At 37.1% G+C, this 16942-nt stretch carries 15 protein-coding genes; 6 read left to right on the top strand and 9 right to left on the bottom strand.

The annotated features are described in order from the left end of the window. Nucleotides 1-1481: DUF4114 domain-containing protein (locus FFR48_RS01960; protein WP_137666180.1), on the top strand; the 1481-nt coding region annotated here is incomplete at its 5' end. Nucleotides 1482-1736: 255 nt separating this feature from the next. Here the strand turns inward: FFR48_RS01960 and tkt are convergent. The 3 genes from tkt to FFR48_RS01945 all read right to left on the bottom strand — a co-directional run bounded on the left by tkt (nt 1737) and on the right by FFR48_RS01945 (nt 5725). Next, on the bottom strand, nt 1737-3749 hold the full coding sequence (gene tkt, locus FFR48_RS01955) for a transketolase (protein WP_137666179.1): 2013 nt from the start codon (nt 3747-3749) through the stop codon (nt 1737-1739). A 318-nt stretch (nt 3750-4067) separates the two neighbouring features. Next, the gene (gene fabF, locus FFR48_RS01950; RefSeq protein ID WP_137666178.1) at nt 4068-5315 is read right to left on the bottom strand and encodes a beta-ketoacyl-ACP synthase II; all 1248 of its coding nucleotides are present in this window, start codon (nt 5313-5315) and stop codon (nt 4068-4070) included. 170 nt (nt 5316-5485) lie between these two features. Next, nucleotides 5486-5725 carry an acyl carrier protein gene (locus FFR48_RS01945; RefSeq protein ID WP_137666177.1) on the bottom strand — a complete coding sequence of 80 codons (240 nt, stop codon included), beginning with the start codon at nt 5723-5725 and terminating at the stop codon, nt 5486-5488. A 266-nt stretch (nt 5726-5991) separates the two neighbouring features. Between FFR48_RS01945 and FFR48_RS01940 the strand changes: the two genes are divergently transcribed. Beyond that, complete coding sequence (locus tag FFR48_RS01940) at nt 5992-6897, top strand: CoB--CoM heterodisulfide reductase iron-sulfur subunit B family protein (protein WP_096571668.1); 906 nt, start codon at nt 5992-5994, stop codon at nt 6895-6897. A gap of 52 nt (nt 6898-6949) precedes the next feature. Here the strand turns inward: FFR48_RS01940 and FFR48_RS01935 are convergent, their stop codons facing one another. Continuing rightward, nucleotides 6950-7597: a PAP/fibrillin family protein gene (locus FFR48_RS01935; RefSeq protein WP_096571667.1), complete on the bottom strand. Its 648-nt coding sequence runs from the start codon at nt 7595-7597 to the stop codon at nt 6950-6952. Nucleotides 7598-7642: 45 nt separating this feature from the next. Here FFR48_RS01935 and FFR48_RS01930 point away from each other — a divergent pair, with 45 nt between their 5' ends. From FFR48_RS01930 to FFR48_RS01915, 4 genes are all read left to right on the top strand, one after another. Then, entirely contained in the window at nt 7643-8125 is a 483-nt protein-coding gene (locus FFR48_RS01930) for an adenosine-specific kinase (RefSeq protein WP_137666176.1), read from the top strand. Nucleotides 8126-8141: 16 nt separating this feature from the next. After that, nucleotides 8142-8597, top strand: a complete 456-nt coding sequence (locus FFR48_RS01925) for a hypothetical protein (protein WP_137666175.1) — start codon at nt 8142-8144, stop codon at nt 8595-8597. A 361-nt stretch (nt 8598-8958) separates the two neighbouring features. After that, on the top strand, nt 8959-10302 hold the full coding sequence (locus tag FFR48_RS01920) for a P-loop NTPase fold protein (protein WP_096571664.1): 1344 nt from the start codon (nt 8959-8961) through the stop codon (nt 10300-10302). After that, nucleotides 10262-11716: a tetratricopeptide repeat protein gene (locus FFR48_RS01915; RefSeq protein WP_137666174.1), complete on the top strand. Its 1455-nt coding sequence runs from the start codon at nt 10262-10264 to the stop codon at nt 11714-11716. The genes FFR48_RS01920 and FFR48_RS01915 overlap by 41 nt, the downstream gene beginning before the upstream one ends. 31 nt (nt 11717-11747) lie before the next feature. Here the strand turns inward: FFR48_RS01915 and FFR48_RS01910 are convergent, their stop codons facing one another. From FFR48_RS01910 to FFR48_RS01890, 5 genes are all read right to left on the bottom strand, one after another. Further along, the gene (locus tag FFR48_RS01910; protein ID WP_137666173.1) at nt 11748-12170 is read right to left on the bottom strand and encodes a type II toxin-antitoxin system VapC family toxin; all 423 of its coding nucleotides are present in this window, start codon (nt 12168-12170) and stop codon (nt 11748-11750) included. Next, entirely contained in the window at nt 12170-12541 is a 372-nt protein-coding gene (locus FFR48_RS29240; protein WP_228051886.1) for a FitA-like ribbon-helix-helix domain-containing protein, read from the bottom strand. The genes FFR48_RS01910 and FFR48_RS29240 overlap by 1 nt, the downstream gene beginning before the upstream one ends. Nucleotides 12542-12622: 81 nt before the next feature. Next, nucleotides 12623-13375 carry a DUF6920 family protein gene (locus FFR48_RS01900; protein WP_199291150.1) on the bottom strand — a complete coding sequence of 251 codons (753 nt, stop codon included), beginning with the start codon at nt 13373-13375 and terminating at the stop codon, nt 12623-12625. A 126-nt stretch (nt 13376-13501) separates the two neighbouring features. Next, on the bottom strand, nt 13502-16270 hold the full coding sequence (gene acs / locus FFR48_RS01895; RefSeq protein WP_137666172.1) for an acetate--CoA ligase alpha subunit: 2769 nt from the start codon (nt 16268-16270) through the stop codon (nt 13502-13504). A 93-nt stretch (nt 16271-16363) separates the two neighbouring features. Then, the gene (locus FFR48_RS01890) at nt 16364-16828 is read right to left on the bottom strand and encodes a hydrogenase maturation protease (protein ID WP_201277556.1); all 465 of its coding nucleotides are present in this window, start codon (nt 16826-16828) and stop codon (nt 16364-16366) included. Nucleotides 16829-16942: the final 114 nt, after the last annotated feature.

Below are 16942 nucleotides of genomic sequence, written 5' to 3'. Positions count from 1 at the left end.
TAAGTAATCCTACGAGTGGTGCAATTATTAGTTCTACCAATGGTACAGCCAAAGGTACTATTAATAACGATGATTCTACTCCTCAATTTAGTATTGCAGCAGCGTCAGCAACAGAAGGTAATAGTATCACTTTTACAGTTACTCGTTCCACAGATAACTTAACTGAACAAAATGTAACCGTAACCACATCTATTGCAGAAGAAGATACAGCAGAAGAAGATGACTTCACACCCAAAACCGAAACTTTGACTTTTGCACAGGGAGAAACCGAGAAAACCTTTACTGTTGAAACAACAGAAGATTCTCAATTAGAAAAAAATGAGACTTTTACTGTCAATTTGAGCAATGCTACAAATGGTGCAACTATCAGTGCTACAAATGGTACAGCTAAAGGAACTATCAATGATAATGAAATCGCACTAGCTCCTAATATCAACAACAACATTTTTACTATTAGAGGAGTTGGCGAACCCGTCAGACTCAAAGTAATTCTTGTTTCCAACACCTTCAATGTTGTTAATGAACTGGGTATTTTTTCTACAGATGATAACGAAGGTACTATTAGGAGAGATGATGGGATTAGTATTAAACCAGGACAAGAAGGTTATCGAGAAGCAGCTTTAGAAAGAGCTAAAAACCAAGGAAAAAGTGTTTTCTCTGCGATCGCCAATCTTCCTGATGAATTTGCGACGGAAATTCAAACCAATAATTTGAGACGCATACTAGAATTTGATTCTGATATTAACTTCCAATTCTTTTTAGTCAGAAATGGTACAATAGATGGCTTGAGAACTGGCGCAATATCAAATTCAAACGTCGTTTTTGCTGATTTCTCAACCCAAAGCATTACCCAAGACAATAATAGTTATATCCTTTCTTGGAAGGATAGTAGCACTATTGCCGAATTAAATTCTCTGGTAGTCAGAATTGAATCTACTGACGATCCACTAGAAACAGGTACAACACAACAAGGGGGAATACAAGCAGAAATACTAGATTTAACAGATCTACGTTTCCCTACAGTAAAAGCTAATTTCTCTGTTTTCCGGGAAGCTGCATTTAACAACGAAGTCTACTTTTATAGAGTAGATAATGCTCAAGGTACAATTGATACATTAACAGCAACCGCAGCCAATAGAGCGAATTATTTACAAGCTGCAATTAACAATATCATCACCAACTCAGAAAATGGTGAACGCATCAAATTTGCTGTTGATAACCAAGGTAAATTTACAGATAGCGCCATCATTGCCACTGGTTCAATCTTAGCTCCCATGATAGTTGTCAATGGTACTTTATCCCAATTACTTGATAATAATACTGACAATGATCCGCAAGTTTATTTCCCTTATTTGGGATTAAATAACGGAGTAGATCACATTCGTTTGTTAGGAAATAACATCTTTGGTTTTGAAGATTTACCTGATGGTGGAGATTTCGATTACAATGATGTGATTATTAGAATCAGTTTCTCTACATGATGCGATCGCATGATTGATATAACCGTTTGAAAATGAATAACCGTCTGGGAATGAATTCCCAGTCTCATAACAAAAGTCGGCTGAAGCCGACTATTTTTTTGGTAATTTTGGCAATAATGAATATGAAAACGTTGAATCAAGAATCTGCGCTCCTTTAGAACGCAGAGTGTCAATTCGTATTGCAAATCACAAAAACAAAAAAGGTAGGATTTTCACCCCACCTTCAAACTATTTAGAGAAATATTCTGTTGTTAATTAACCTAACAATGCCTTAGCTTTAGCTAAAACATTATCAACGGTAAAGCCAAATTTCTCCATACAAGTACCACCAGGAGCAGAAGCACCAAAGCTATCAATACTGACGGTATCGCCTTCAGTACCAACATATTTATGCCAGCCAAAACTGCAACCAGCTTCTACCGCTAAACGCTTTGTAACAGATTTTGGTAGTACAGATTCTTTGTAAGCTGCATCTTGAGCATCAAATAAGTCTGTAGAAGGCATAGAAACAACGCGGACTTTCTTACCTTCGGCGGTTAGTTTCTCAGCAGCAGTTACACAGAGGCTAACTTCTGAACCAGTACCAATTAAAATGATGTCTGGTGTACCAGCACAATCTACAATGGTGTATGCACCTTTAGCCACACCATCAACAGATGTACCACCTAAGTTGGGGACGTTCTGACGGGTGAAAGCTAAGAGAGTGGAAGCATTTTCTTTAGACTTTTGGATCGCTACTTTGTAAGCACCAGAAGTTTCATTTCCATCTGCGGGACGAATTACTGTTAAATCAGGAATAGCACGCAGAGAAGCTAAAGTTTCAATGGGTTGGTGAGTAGGACCGTCTTCACCTTGGCCGATGGAGTCGTGAGTCATTACCCAAATTGAACCAGCTTCAGAGAGCGCAGCTAAACGAATAGCAGCCCGCATATAGTCTGTGAAAATTAAGAAGGTTGCACCGTAGGGCATTAAACCGGAGCGATGTAAGGCTATACCGTTACAGATCGCGCCCATTGCGTGTTCCCGTACACCAAAGTGAATGTTACGGTTTTGGAATTGTCCTTTTTGGAAGTCTCCAGCACCTTTGAGTTCGGTGAGGTTGGAGTGGGTTAAGTCAGCAGAACCACCAATTAATTCAGGTAAAACAACCCCTAGTTTGTTGAGACAGATTTCTGAGTGTTTGCGGGTGGGTTGTGCTTTGTCTTCGGCGGTATAGGTGGGAAGAACTTGATCCCAACCTTCTGGTAATTCACCACTGAGGAAACGTTCAAATTCTGCCGCTTCTTGGGGATATTTAGCTTTGTATTCAGTTAAGGTTTTTTTCCAGTCTGCTTCGTAAGCAGCACCGCGTTCTACTGCTTTGCGGGTGTGATCAAGAACGTCTTGAGGAATTTCAAAGGGTGCATAATCCCAACCTAAGTTTTTCCGGGTTAATGCTGTTTCATCTGCACCTAAAGCAGCACCGTGAATACCTGCAGTATTTGCTTTGTTGGGAGAACCATAACCAATGGTGGTTGTCACCTTGATCATGGTGGGTTTGTCGGTGACAGCTTTTGCTGCTTCGATCGCTTTGGCAATTCCTTCTAAATCGGTGTTACCATCTTTAACGTGAAGTACGTGCCAACCGTAGGCTTCAAATCTCTTAGAAACATCCTCTGTAAAAGCTACATCGGTAGAACCATCAATAGAGATGTGGTTATCATCGTACAGGGCGATTAATTTACCTAATCCCCAGTGTCCAGCGATAGAAGCAGCTTCACCAGAAATACCTTCCATGTTGCAACCATCACCCAGAATTACATAGGTGTAATGGTCTACAATTGTCGCACCGGGTTTGTTAAACTTAGCTGCTAGATGTGCTTCTGCTAAAGCTAAACCAACTGCGTTAGCAATACCTTGACCCAAGGGACCAGTAGTTACTTCCACACCATCTGTCACAAAGTTTTCTGGGTGGCCTGGGGTCTTAGACCCCCATTGACGAAATTGCTTGATGTCATCTATGGTAACGCTATCGTAGCCCATCAGATACAGCAAGGCATACTGCAACATTGAGCCATGACCAGCAGAGAGAACAAAGCGATCGCGGTTAAACCATTTAGGATTTTTGGGGTTATACCGCATGAAGGAGTTCCACAGGACAAACGCCATAGGAGCAGCGCCCATAGGTAGTCCAGGGTGTCCCGACTTGGATTTTTCTATGGCATCAACAGCCAAAAAACGGATTGAGTTAATACAAAGTTCTTCGATGGATTTGGTTGCAACAGCCATAATTTTTTATTGTTAACGACGGGTTAGGACTCTTTGTAGCTTTCTGTTTTTGGGTTCATTATCAAGTGATCCCACAATTTACATCATCCCATTCCTACTAGCATAAGGACAAGCGGGATCTTCTGAGTTTTAGGTGATGAATAGAGCTAATAATTTGGTCATGCCAAACCCTTGGTTTAGCTGGGAATGATATATATAATATGTTCCACAGGGTCACTTCAGGAGGCAGGAGGCAGAGGAGCAGGGAGCAGGGAGCAGGGGAACAGGGGGAAATTATTTGTATTTTCCCAGTCACCAATCCCCAATCACCAGTCACCATTAGCGATGTTTCTTAAACGCCAAAGTGACATTATGACCACCGAACCCAAAGGAGTTGGATAAAGCCACCTCTACGATTTGAGCGCGGCTGGTGTGGGGTACATAATCTAAATCACAACCCTCATCAGGATTATCCAAGTGGATGGTGGGGGGGATGTGGTCATTAGCGATCGCCAAAACTGTAGCTACTGCTTCTATTCCTCCTGAACCACCTAACAAATGACCTGTCATGGATTTGGTGGAACTAATTGCTATCTTATAGGCATAATCGCCTAAAGCCTTTTTGATAGCTGCCGTTTCTGTGACATCATTGGCTGGGGTGCTGGTTCCATGAGCATTAATATAGGTAATCATTTCTGGTGTCAGCTGACCATCTTTGAGTGCCAGTTCCATTGCTCTAGCTGCACCTAAACCACCAGGTACGGGGGAAGTAATATGATAAGCATCACAGGTCATCCCATAGCCGACCATTTCTGCATAAATTCTCGCACCACGACTGATTGCGTGTTCCAATTCTTCCAGAATTAAAATTCCTGAACCTTCACCCATGACAAAGCCATCCCGATCTTTGTCAAAGGGACGACAAGCTTTTTCTGGATCATTTTTTGTGGATAGCGCCCTGGCTGCGGCAAATCCAGCTACAGACAATGGTGTAACGGCTGCTTCTGATCCGCCACAAATCATTGCTTGGGCATATCCATTTTGAATTAAGCGAAAGGCATCACCGATAGCATTAGAACCAGCGGCACAAGCTGTCACAGAACAGGAGTTTGGACCTTTTGCACCAGTATGAATTGCTGTTAATCCTGCTGCCATGTTGGCAATCATCATCGGGATCATGAATGGACTACAGCGGTCTGGTCCTTTGTTTAGATAGACTGTTTGCTGGTCTTCTAATACTTTAATGCCACCAATGCCTGAACCGATCATGACACCTATTTGCTCGGCGTTGAGGTCATTGATAACTAATTGTGCGTCTGATATAGCCTGTTTAGCACCTGCGATCGCAAATTGGGCAAACCGATCAGTGCGCTTGGCTTCTTTGCGCTCCATGTATTCATGCGGATCGAAGTTCTTCACTTCCCCCGCAATGCGGCAATCATGCTTAGACGCATCAAAAGCTGTGATGTAGTCTATGCCATTACGTCCGCTTAACAGTCCTTCCCAATATTCAGATGGATTGTTACCAATAGGTGTAATCGCGCCTACACCTGTTACAACAACGCGTTTACGTTTATAGTCTGTCATGATTCAGTTAAAGGTGACGAAAAAGCAGCAGGTAGAAAAATATTAAGACTGGGGCTGAGGGATGAAGGATAATTGGTATCAAAATTAGGGACAGTTCAAAATCAAATATTTCTCACTCCCCAGTCCCTGATACCCCTTCCCTCACAACTTAAAAGGTAGATGTAGCAAAGTTATTGATTTTCGATGTAGTCTACTACCTCTTGAACCTTTAAAATCTTTTCGGCGGCTTCATCAGGAATTTCAATATCAAATTCTTCTTCAAAAGCCATTACCAGTTCCACGATATCTAGAGAGTCAGCCCCTAAATCATCTGTAAATGAGGCGTTTGGTACAACTTTCTCCTCATCAACCTCTAGTTGATCGACGATAACTTTTTTAACCCGGTCAAAAGTAGTTTTTGTTTCACTCATATATAAAAGTCCTTAACCAGTTGCTATGATCTGCTCTCTATGGGCAATCTTGCTTTGAGCATATACATCTTATCGGAAAGGGTGTTCCTGAGTACAGTTATCAGAAAAAGGTGATTGGTGATTGGTGATTGGGAAAATACAAATATTTCCCCCTGCTCCCTGCTTCCCCTGCTCCCCTGCTCCCCTGCCTTATGTTGGGAGATAATGAAACTGCTAAATTTGTCTTACCAGGGCGATCGCTACGCCTGTAAACAAAACTTAATTTTATGCTATCTCAAACCTTAAAATACGCTTACTACCCCGGTTGTGTTGCTCAAGGAGCTTGTCGGGAGCTTTATCTCTCTACTCAATCACTTACCCAAGCTTTGGGTATTGAACTCATTGAACTTAAAAAAGCTGCTTGTTGCGGTTCTGGTACATTTAAAGAAGATTCTCAATTGTTAGAAGATACAGTTAACGCTCGGAATATAGCTTTAGCAGAAGAATTAAATCTACCTCTTCTTACTCATTGCAGCACCTGTCAAGGTGTGATTGGTCATGTTGATGAACGTCTCAAGCAATGCCAAGGAACTAACCCAGCTTATCTTCATCAAGTCAATGGGTTGCTAGAAAAAGAAGGTTGTTCTCCTTATCGGGGTAGTACAGAGGTCAAACATTTACTTTACGCTTTGGTTACAGATTATGGTTTAGACAAAATCAGCCAGCGTGTCACCCGCAAGTTAAGCGGACTCAAGTGTGCAGCTTTTTATGGCTGTTATCTCCTCCGCGCTCAAAAATCCATGCCCTATGATGATCCATTCCAACCAGAAGCAATGGAAAATGTGTTTCGGGCTATAGGAGCAACACCCATATATTATCGTGGACGCACCCAATGTTGCGGTTGGCCTCTCTCTAGCTATGCTACTACCGAATCTTTCCAAATGGCAGGTATGCACATTCAAGAAGCTTTATCAAGTGGTGCTGATTGTATTGTTACACCTTGTCCCCTGTGTCATCTTAATTTAGATTCTCGTCAACCAGAGGTAGAAAAGGTGATTGGTAAAAAATTAGGTTTACCTATTTTACATTTACCACAATTAATTGCTTTGGCTTTAGGAGTTAGTCCTGAATTACTGGGTTTAGAACGTCACATTGTTTCCACAAAACCAATGTTAGAAAAATTGGGAATCTAATCTAAGTAGACTCTTTGAACCCACAATCTGCGTCCCTTGAGGGCGCAGATTGTCAAAAAATCTGCTGTAAATCAGGTAAATCATTAGCTTTCTGGAGAATAAATAAACTTTCATCACCTCCTCTACCAATCCTTAATGTTTCATCTAAGTAAGTAATATCCAGAGTTGCAACTCTACCTTTGGGACCTTTAGCATCTACAACTTTAAAAGGATTTAGTTGAGGAGTGTTAACACCTATAATTTTATCAATCGCTAAATAACGTTTATCAAAATAAACATTAATTCGCTTATCTGGTAAGTTAGATTGAGCTAAATCAGGTTCAAATCTAGCTGTTACTTTTACATATCCTGAAATAAATTTTAGGGGATGTTTGACATAAGCAAGGTTAAAAAATTGTGCATCAGCAACATTAATTACTTGATAAACCTTACCTATACTTAATCCTAATGGGAGAGAATCCAAAGCGCGAATTTCTCTAGCTGTAGAGTATTGTAATTGCCAGACTCCATTTAATAAATTAATAGCATTCTGGAGTGGTTGAGGATGGGGATTGAGATTTTCTAATTCAACTGTTAAACTTTCTATTTCTGCGGCTTTCTTTGGGTCAATTTTTAAATTAGTAATAGGAGAACCATCATCCTGTTTTTTAAGTTCCTTAATTAATACTTGTAATTTTTCTTTCAATGCTTGACGTTCCATAAACTGATACTTTGCTACACTTAACAAATCAAATTGTAACCCAAAATGGAACTAAAAACCGTAACTTTAGAAATTCCTGTAGGTTGTAACCTGATTTTAGGACAAACTCACTTTATCAAAACCGTAGAGGATTTATATGAAATCATGGTAGGAATATCCTCACAGGTTAAATTTGGTATTGCTTTCTGTGAAGCATCCGCCGCTTGTTTAATTAGAATGGCTGGCAATGATCATACTTTGCAAGCAGTAGCTACTAAAAATGCCAAATCTATAAGTGCTGGACACTGTTTTTTAATTGTGTTAAAAGATGCTTATCCGATAAACTTTCTTAATGCTATTAAACAATGTCCAGAAGTTTGCAATATTTATTGTGCTACTGCTAATCCTGTACAAGTAATTTTGGCAGAAACCGAACAAGGAAGGGGTATTATTGGTGTGATTGATGGATTTTTACCCAAGGGTGTAGAAGGAAATGAGGATATAAAATCACGTCATGATTTACTGCGTAAATTTGGTTATAAAATGTAGTAATTGTGCAAGAAAAATGGCAATTAATTATAGACAAAAAATTATTAATCTATGGATAGTTTTTTTATTAGGTACGTTGTTTCATACACAGTTGGGTTTAATGCCATTATTTCACGGGTTAGATGTAGTAGAATCCCAACCAGCAACATCACTTAATGAAGTATCGGGTATTTTTTGGTTAATGTTAGGCTTCTTTATATTGCCGATGTTAGCAATTATTGGGAATACATTTACAGAAAATAAACGTTATCGATTTATTCATTTTGGCTTAACTATTTTTTATGGTGTAATGAATTTAATCCACCTAGTTTTAGATTTACTTTTACCCCAAGTTATTTGGTATCAAATTGCTTTGATGGTGTTTTTATTTTTGATTGGGTTATTGTTGATTTTTGTGGCTTATCAGTGGATGAAATATCCAGTAAATAGACAAAATCAGCCAGAAGGCAATATTTCTATACCTTTCAGTTAAGGGATAACAAATGATGATATTTTTAAATCTCTGACTTCTTGAATAAGTTGGGTATTTTCGTGTTTATAAATAAGCTGTTTGTTGTGCCTTTAACTTGAATAATTAATACAAGCAAGATGCTTGTGCTACTGTAACTTCAGGTTTTTTAATTATACAGTTTAGCTGCACATCAGCTTAAACCTTTAATTTGCACCAAGGCGGGCAGGATGCCCACCCCACAAGAGTTTCAATTTTAGATAATATGCAAGTTAAATGTCCAACAGCTTAATTCAAGATTGCTATATTGCTTTTATTTTAAAAATAGGCTAAGATATTAGGCTTGTAAAATTATATTGATATGATAAAATCAATAAAAATATCTATGAATCAGCTTAATTTTCAACGTGCTAATACTCTCAAAGCTGCTTATAATGCTTGTAGTTTAGAACCGCTAGAAGGTCCAGATATAGAAAAATACTATGTTGATTTATCAGCAGTGCGAAAATCTTCAGCCGTTAAGGGTGTAAGTACAATTTTGGATTTTCAGGAAGCTGGAAATTACACTACTATTTTATTTACCGGTCATCGTGGTTCAGGAAAAAGTACAGAGTTAAAAAGGATTCAAAATATCTGGGAGGAAAATTATCATGTGATTTATTTAGAAGTGAATGAAGAAACAGATATTAATGATGCTAATTTCACAGATTTATATTTAATAGTCATTAAACAAGTTGAATTTACTTTGCGGAAATTAGGGTTAAAATTTGATGAAAGACTATTAAAAAGTTTTGAGAATTGGTTTAAAGAAATTACTCAAGAAAATGAAGAGAGTGTAGAAAAATCTGTCAGTGTAGAATCAGAAGCCAGCTTGGGCGCAGACGCGCCATTTATTGCTAAATTAATGGTGAAGTTATTGGCACAGATTAAAGGATCTGATAAACAAAAAACGTCTATTCGTCAAACTTTAGAAAAAGATATTTCTCGACTTAAAGCAGATATTAACCTTTTACTAGATGACGCTTATGCTAAATTGCGGAAAAAGTATCCAGACTACAAGGGTTTACTAATTATTTTTGATAATTTAGATCGTGTTCCTCCTGGAGTTGCAGATCATTTATTTTTTGAATATGCGGCACAATTACAAGAACTGCATTGTACAATTATTTATACAGTTCCTATTTCGGTTTTGTGTTCGCCAAAAAATCCCCTATCTTTGTTTGATGGTAATCCTCATATTGTACCAATGGTGAATATTTACCAATTTGATCGGCAAAGTTCCCATTTACAAGATAATCAAACAGGACTGGAGGCATTAGCTAGTTTAATTGAAAAAAGGGTAGATATTGATGCTGTGTTTAATTCCCGTGATGAATTGCTAGAATTAGCAAAGGCTAGTGGTGGCCATGTACGTCAACTTATGCAAATCATGAGGGCTGCTTGTTTACGTGCCAGCACTAATGATCATGATAAAATTCAAGCTGAAGATATTGTTTATGCTGTCAAACAACAACAATTTAGTTTTGAAAGATTTATTCCCAATGACCATTATCCATTGTTAGTGCAAGTTTGTATTAATAAAGATGTGAGTAAAGATGATATTGGACAGTTAATGCTGTTTAATACTTCGGTTTTAGAATATAACGGTGATAACCGATGGAATTATCCTAACCCAGTGGTAATGCAAAATGAATTTTTCAGACAAGCACTGGCAGAAATTACAGCCTGATTTTAATTTTGAATTGGGGCAATTTATCGCTTTGAATGAGGATATTTTTGCGGAATTGTTGACTTTTGTTGACTTTTCCGAAAAGTTAACTTTGGGATTTATTGAAATTAACTTTCCTACCGATGCAGAGTTATTAATTAATGCTTTAAAAACCGATTATAAATGTCAGGAAGTTCAGTTTGTAACTCTCAATTTTCCCGATCCGAATTTGCGATTTTTACGAGATGCAATTATTCAGGAATTGCCAAAAGTTGAAAAAGAAGCAAATAAAAAGTTAGTATTAATTATTCAAGGTTTAGAAAAATCTATTGGTCTTTCTGGGGAATATCCGCCAGTTTTACAAGATTTAAATTTTGTCCGGGATGCTTATAAAAAAACCGTACCTCATCCTATTTTATTTATTTTACCAGATTACGCTATTAATAGATTAGCGAAATTTGCCCCTGACTTTTGGGCTTGGCGTTCTGGTGTGTTTAGATTTAAAACTTTAGAAAAAACCAGAGAAAATGCCATTGCTCAAACTTTACAAGCTGAAATCAAAATTGACAGAGTAGAACCACCGGAAAAGCAAGAAAGGATTGGGATTTTACAACGTTTATTAATGGAATATAAGCCTACCTGTGAGCAAGTAAATGATGGCAATTTACGCAGGTATGGTAATATTTTATTGGAGTTGGGAACAGCTTATATTAGTCAGCATCAACCGGAAATAGCGAGGGAATGTTTAGAGGAAGCTTTACAAATTGCGGAAAAATTAGCAGATGTAAATTTTAAAAGTCAGGTTTTAAATAAAATTGGTGATGCTTATAGTGAGGAAAGGAAGTTTGAAACAGCGATTGATTTTTATCAACAAGGGTTAAATATTTCCAAAAAATTAAAAAACCGTAATGGTGAAGGTTATGTTTTATTTAAATTAGGTAATGCTTATTTGAATTTACGGCATTTTTCAGCAGCTAGAAAGTATTATCAACTCTGTCTAACAATTGATCAAGAATTAAATGATCATGATAACGAAGCTAGAACCTACCACCAGTTGGGAATTGTAGCCCAAGAAATGCGAGAATATGCCCAAGCACGGGAATTTTATCAACAAGCTTTAGCTATCTATATCGAATATGGGGATAGATATGAAACAGCTGGAACTTACCACCAGTTGGGAAGAGTAGCCCAAGAAATGCGAGAATATGCCCAAGCACGGGAATTTTATCAACAAGCTTTAGCTATCTATATCGAATATGGGGATAGATATTCTCAAGCCTTAACTTATCAAAATTTAGGTATATTGGCACACTTACAGGAAAATGATCAAGAAGCGAGGGTAAATTTACAAACAGCATTAGATATATTTATTGAATATAACGACGAATATAGGGCGAATATTACGAGGGAGATTTTAGAGAAATTACCCCAATAAGCTCTTAAAAAAACATCTAAAATCAAAATTATTATACATTCGGATCTTCTAGCAGCAAATTAAGATTTTTGGCTGCATTAGCCAGCCGATTATCGGTAGTTGCTAGTAATAATTTCTCTCTCATTGCCAACTCTAAATAAGCTGCATCATAGGCAGCAAGATTATACTGTCTAGCTAAATCTAGAGTAGCGATAATAGTTTCATTTACAGGTATTAAATCAATAATAATAGGCAATTTCTGAAGCAGTTTTAAAGCTGTATCACTTTGTTCCCTTGTATTACGATTTCTTTTTTCGGCAACATACAAAACATTACTAATTTCTAACCAGAAAAAAGTAGGAACTATAGCCTGATTTCCAGTTACAAGTATATTGTAAACTGAATTAGCGTAACTATTATCTTCATCTGACAAACACCAACTTATGGCAACAGAGCAATCTAAAACAAATAACATTAATATCTTCTTCCTTCTTCTCTTGCTTCTCTAATGGATAATTCCCCCAGAGACATTTCTTGTTTTAATTCTTTTAATTGATTTTTAATTTCTAGTAATTCAGGTTCATTTATGATGGTGGCAACATTGCTAAATGAATTAATTTCTTTACCATTTAGACGAGCATGATTTTCAATTTGTTGCAGCATTAAAACAGATTTTTGCTGAATTATCTCATCTTCGGAACTTTTTATTTTTTCCGCTTCTGCTTGAATTACCTGTTGTAAAATTGTCTTAATTTCTGCCTGTAAAGAGTTACCATGTTTTTCGGCGCGAGTTTTTAAAGTCTCGATAATAATGGGATCTAAATCTTCTAAAATAATCTTAGTCATAGTTGAGTATTTACATTTCCATAAATTTGGCTCTTTGATAATATTTTAACATCTAAACTTTCCCAAATGCTTAAAAACAACTTAAAAAAATTCCGCCTCCTCAATACTTGCTTGAAAAAAACCATTATACTGTTCGCTTCCTAACCACCATCCTGCATTTATTTGGGAAGGAATAGTATAACCTTGAAAACTAGTTTCTTGAGAAAATGTACCACCAAAGGGTATATATTGCCAACTTTTATCTGTGGTTTGATTTCCCCAACGTGGTAATTTTACTTCTAAAACTCTACCATTTTCATCAATGATAAAAGTGAGATTAACTGTTTCACCCTCAATATTGAAAGTTGCTTGAATTGTATTGTGATCAATAGCTTGCAAACTTACCTGATTTTGTGGTAATAAAGCAGATGGCAACCAGAATAATTCACCTGCAAATCTACCAATACTAGAACGGTTAATATCAGGATTTTCTTCTTTGACTAATGGGATTAACCCCCAAATTTTAAACTCTACTTTTGCTGAATTATTATAATAATAATCTGCTCCTTTAATATTAAAAAATTTATTACCCATTACTGCTTGCCAAACAAATCCTTTAGCAGTTAAAATTTCTGTAGCTTGCATGGGTAATTTTTTATCTTTACTAGGTTGAAAATAACCTTGCATTTTTAACTTCACACCAGTTGCTAAGGGTGTTCCCAAAGTAATAGCGTGTAAGAAATAACGTTGTACTGGTTCTGGTAAGTTATTAATTACATCTTGGGTAAATGGCTGTTTTTCTGTTTTGGTATTTTCCAGATTTTGCCAAATTTGATTAATATTGTTTTGCAGCATATTTTTTTAATAACGAACTACAGAGACACAGAGTATACAGAAAAAAATATTAGTAAGCTTTGAGTGTTAAGGAAGTAAAAATAGTAAGGGTTTAGCAATGCTAAACCCCTACAGTATACTGACTGATTACAAATCAATTTCAGCTTTTAACACCGTTGCATCATTGCTATGTGACACCTTAAAACCGAGTCTTTCACATACTTTTTGCATTCCTAAATTATCAGCTAAGATATCAGCAGAAATAGAGGATATTTTCTCGTTTTTACCTACTTCTATTAATCTCTTGACTAACTCTGTACCTAAACCATTACATTGATAGCGATCGCTCACCAGCATAGCAAATTCTGCCCCATCATTACCATGTAATTTACTCAATCTTCCTACGGCTAAAATTTCCGTTGCTTGAGTTTCTGGGTTGTGATGTTCTGCGACTAATGCCATTTCTCGATCATAATCAATAAAACAAATTCTTGTCAGTCTTTCATGAGCTATTCTTTGACTTAATTTAACCATGTGAAAATACCGCAAATAAACACTTTCCTCTGATAGTGTTTTATGGAATTTTACCATTAATGGTTCATCTTCTGGACGGATCGGACGGATAGTAATTGGTGTACCATTTTTTAATGTCCAATCACTAACATATTGGTGAGGATAGGGACGAATTGCTAATTTTGGTAATTCCGTTTCTCCTACATCAGCAGAATGTAAAACTATTCTACCATCTAATGCTATTAAACCACCAGGATGATCAGGAGAGGGAGGAATAGCTAATAAAGGATTAATATCTATTTCTTTAATCGCTGGTTGTTCAACTACCAAATGACTAAATACTACTAACAATTCCTCCAAAGCTGCCATATCTATACTTTGTCTACCCCGCACTCCTTTTAAAGCTTTGTAGATTTTAGTTTGTTCCATCATTCGCCGTGCTAGGGTACTATTTAAAGGTGGTAAAGCAATGGCGCTATCTTGGAAAACCTCGACTAATTCTCCCCCAGCACCAAATAATAATACTGGTCCAAACTGCGGATCTAAACTACTACCAATTATCAATTCATAACCGCTAGTTTTGACCATCTGCTGCACGGTTACGCCTAAAAAATCTTCTAGTTTGGCTTTTTGTAATACCGAAGTTTCTATTAAATGATAAGCTCTTTTTACAGCTTCGGCATTTCGCAAATTTAACTGTACTCCCCCCACATCTGTTTTATGGGTAATGGTTTGAGAATACAATTTTAAAACCACGGGATAACCGATTTTCTCCGCACATTCTACTGCTTCTTCTGCACTCTTAGCAATACTTCCAGCGACAACTGGAATACCATAAGCAGCTAATATTTCTTTAGATTCAAACTCTGTTAAAATCGTTCTTCCTGCTTTTCTGGCATCGTTAATAATGGTTTCCACCAATGCACAATCACGGGTATTTATATCACATTCTAAACTTGGTAATACCGGAGTTTCATAAATACCCTTGAGGTTATAGCTATACTGCCACATATAGCTAAATATCCGCGCTGCTGTATCGGGATAAGCATAAGTAGGAATACCTTGACGGTTAAGAATTTGTTTTCCTTCCGCCACATCTTCCCCACCCATCCAACTAGCTAAAATTGGTTTATTCGCCATTTGGGAATAGGGTTTTAATTCCTCAGCAATTTTTGTTGGATCGGTCATAGCTTGGGGTGTTAAAATTACTAATAACCCATCACTATTAGGATCTTTAGCTGCAATTTCTAAAGCTTTTGTATAACGTTGAGGATCGGCATCTCCTAAAATATCAATCGGGTTATTATGACTCCATTGTGGTGGTAAAATTTCATTCAAAGAATTAATGACTTCTTGGGAAATTGGTGCGAGTTTGCCTTTACTTTCTATTAATGTATCGGTGGCTAAGACTCCAGGACCACCAGCATTAGTTAAAATTGTTAAATGTGGACCTTTGGGGCGCGGTTGTTTTGCTAATACTTCTGACATATCAAATAAATCAGAAATACTATCAACTCTTAATACTCCACATCTTCTAAATGCAGCATCTAAAACAGCATCACTTCCTGCTAATGAACCTGTATGAGAAGCGGCCGCTTTTGCTGCTGCTGCGGTACGACCGGCTTTAATAACAATTATCGGTTTTGTTAATGCTACTTCTCTCGCTGCGGATAGAAAAGAACGCGCATCACCGATGGATTCCATATAAATTACAATACTTTTTGTATTGGGGTCATCTCCCAAATAATAAATTAAGTCTCCCCAACCTATATCTAACATTGAACCGATAGAAACGAAGGCACTAAAACCAACGTTTTCCTGTAAACTCCAATCTAGAATTGATGTACATAAAGCACCGCTTTGACTGAGGAAACCTACGTTTCCTGGTTGTGCCATTTTACTAGCAAATGTGGCATTTAAACCGGAAATTGGACTCATAACTCCTAAACAGTTTGGTCCAATAATTCTAATTTTTCCTTTGTGTGCTATGTCGAGAATTTCTTTTTCTAAAGCTATTCCTTTTTCTCCTGCTTCTTTAAAACCAGCCGAGATAATTATTGCCCCTTTAATTCCAGCTTGCACACAATCAGTAATAATTTGTGGTACTGTAGGTGCAGGGGTAGCAATTACCGCTAAATCTATTTTTTCAGGAACATCAAAAATAGTAGGATAGGCTTTAATTCCTAATACACTATTGTGCTTAGGATTGATAGGAAAAACTGTTCCATTAAACGGATTTGTAATTAAATTCCAAAGTAAAGTTCTACCCACACTTCCAGGTTTTTCACTAGCACCAATAACAGCAACGGTTTGAGGTGCAAAAATCGCGTCTAAGGGGTTTAGTCTCTCAGTTTGTAAGATGTCGTAAGCTTTGTCTGGGTTTCGTGTGATAGATGCTTGCATAATTACTCCTTAATCAGTGATTTGTTATTAGTCATTAGTCATTGGTTATTAGTTCTTGATTAAAAGTTATACCAATTACCCATTACCCATTTTTCACTCTGAATTCATCCATGAATTGTTATTTTGTTCTAGAATTTGCATGATTTTTGAAAGTGCAGTGGTAATGCCTTTTTGTGCTGTTAGTGAAATGCGATCGCACAATTTAAAATTCTCTCCTGGGACTGTAATTAACCATGCTTTGGGAGAATTACCATAGAGAAATTGAGCTAGGGAAAGTAAGGTGCGCGGATCACTTGTATGGGGGTTAATAGTATTTGATTCATTGGGTAATAATGGTTGTACCTGTACTTCATGAGATTGGGAATTAATACAGGCATCTACAAAAATTGCTAACCGAGAATTTGCTAAAGGTTCAGCTAATTCAGGTGTTAGTTGGTGAATGGCAATTGATTCTACAGATGATAAACACCAATATTTTACAACTTTTGCTACCTGTTGTCCAATCGCATCATCACCTCGTAATTCGTTACCGTAACCAATCACTATTACAGGTTGCATAATTTTTTTATCTTGTGATATGGGAGTTAATTTTCCGAAACTAATACCGCTTCATTTTAATGATTATATAGGAATCCTATTTAATTTTTGATAGCTTGCGTGGCATAGCCATAC

This window comes from Sphaerospermopsis reniformis, from assembly GCF_005402885.1.
In the GTDB taxonomy this organism is placed as follows: domain Bacteria; phylum Cyanobacteriota; class Cyanobacteriia; order Cyanobacteriales; family Nostocaceae; genus Sphaerospermopsis; species Sphaerospermopsis kisseleviana.
The sequence above is the reverse complement of the archived record's forward strand: the minus strand, read 5'-3'. Positions and strand labels throughout refer to the sequence as shown.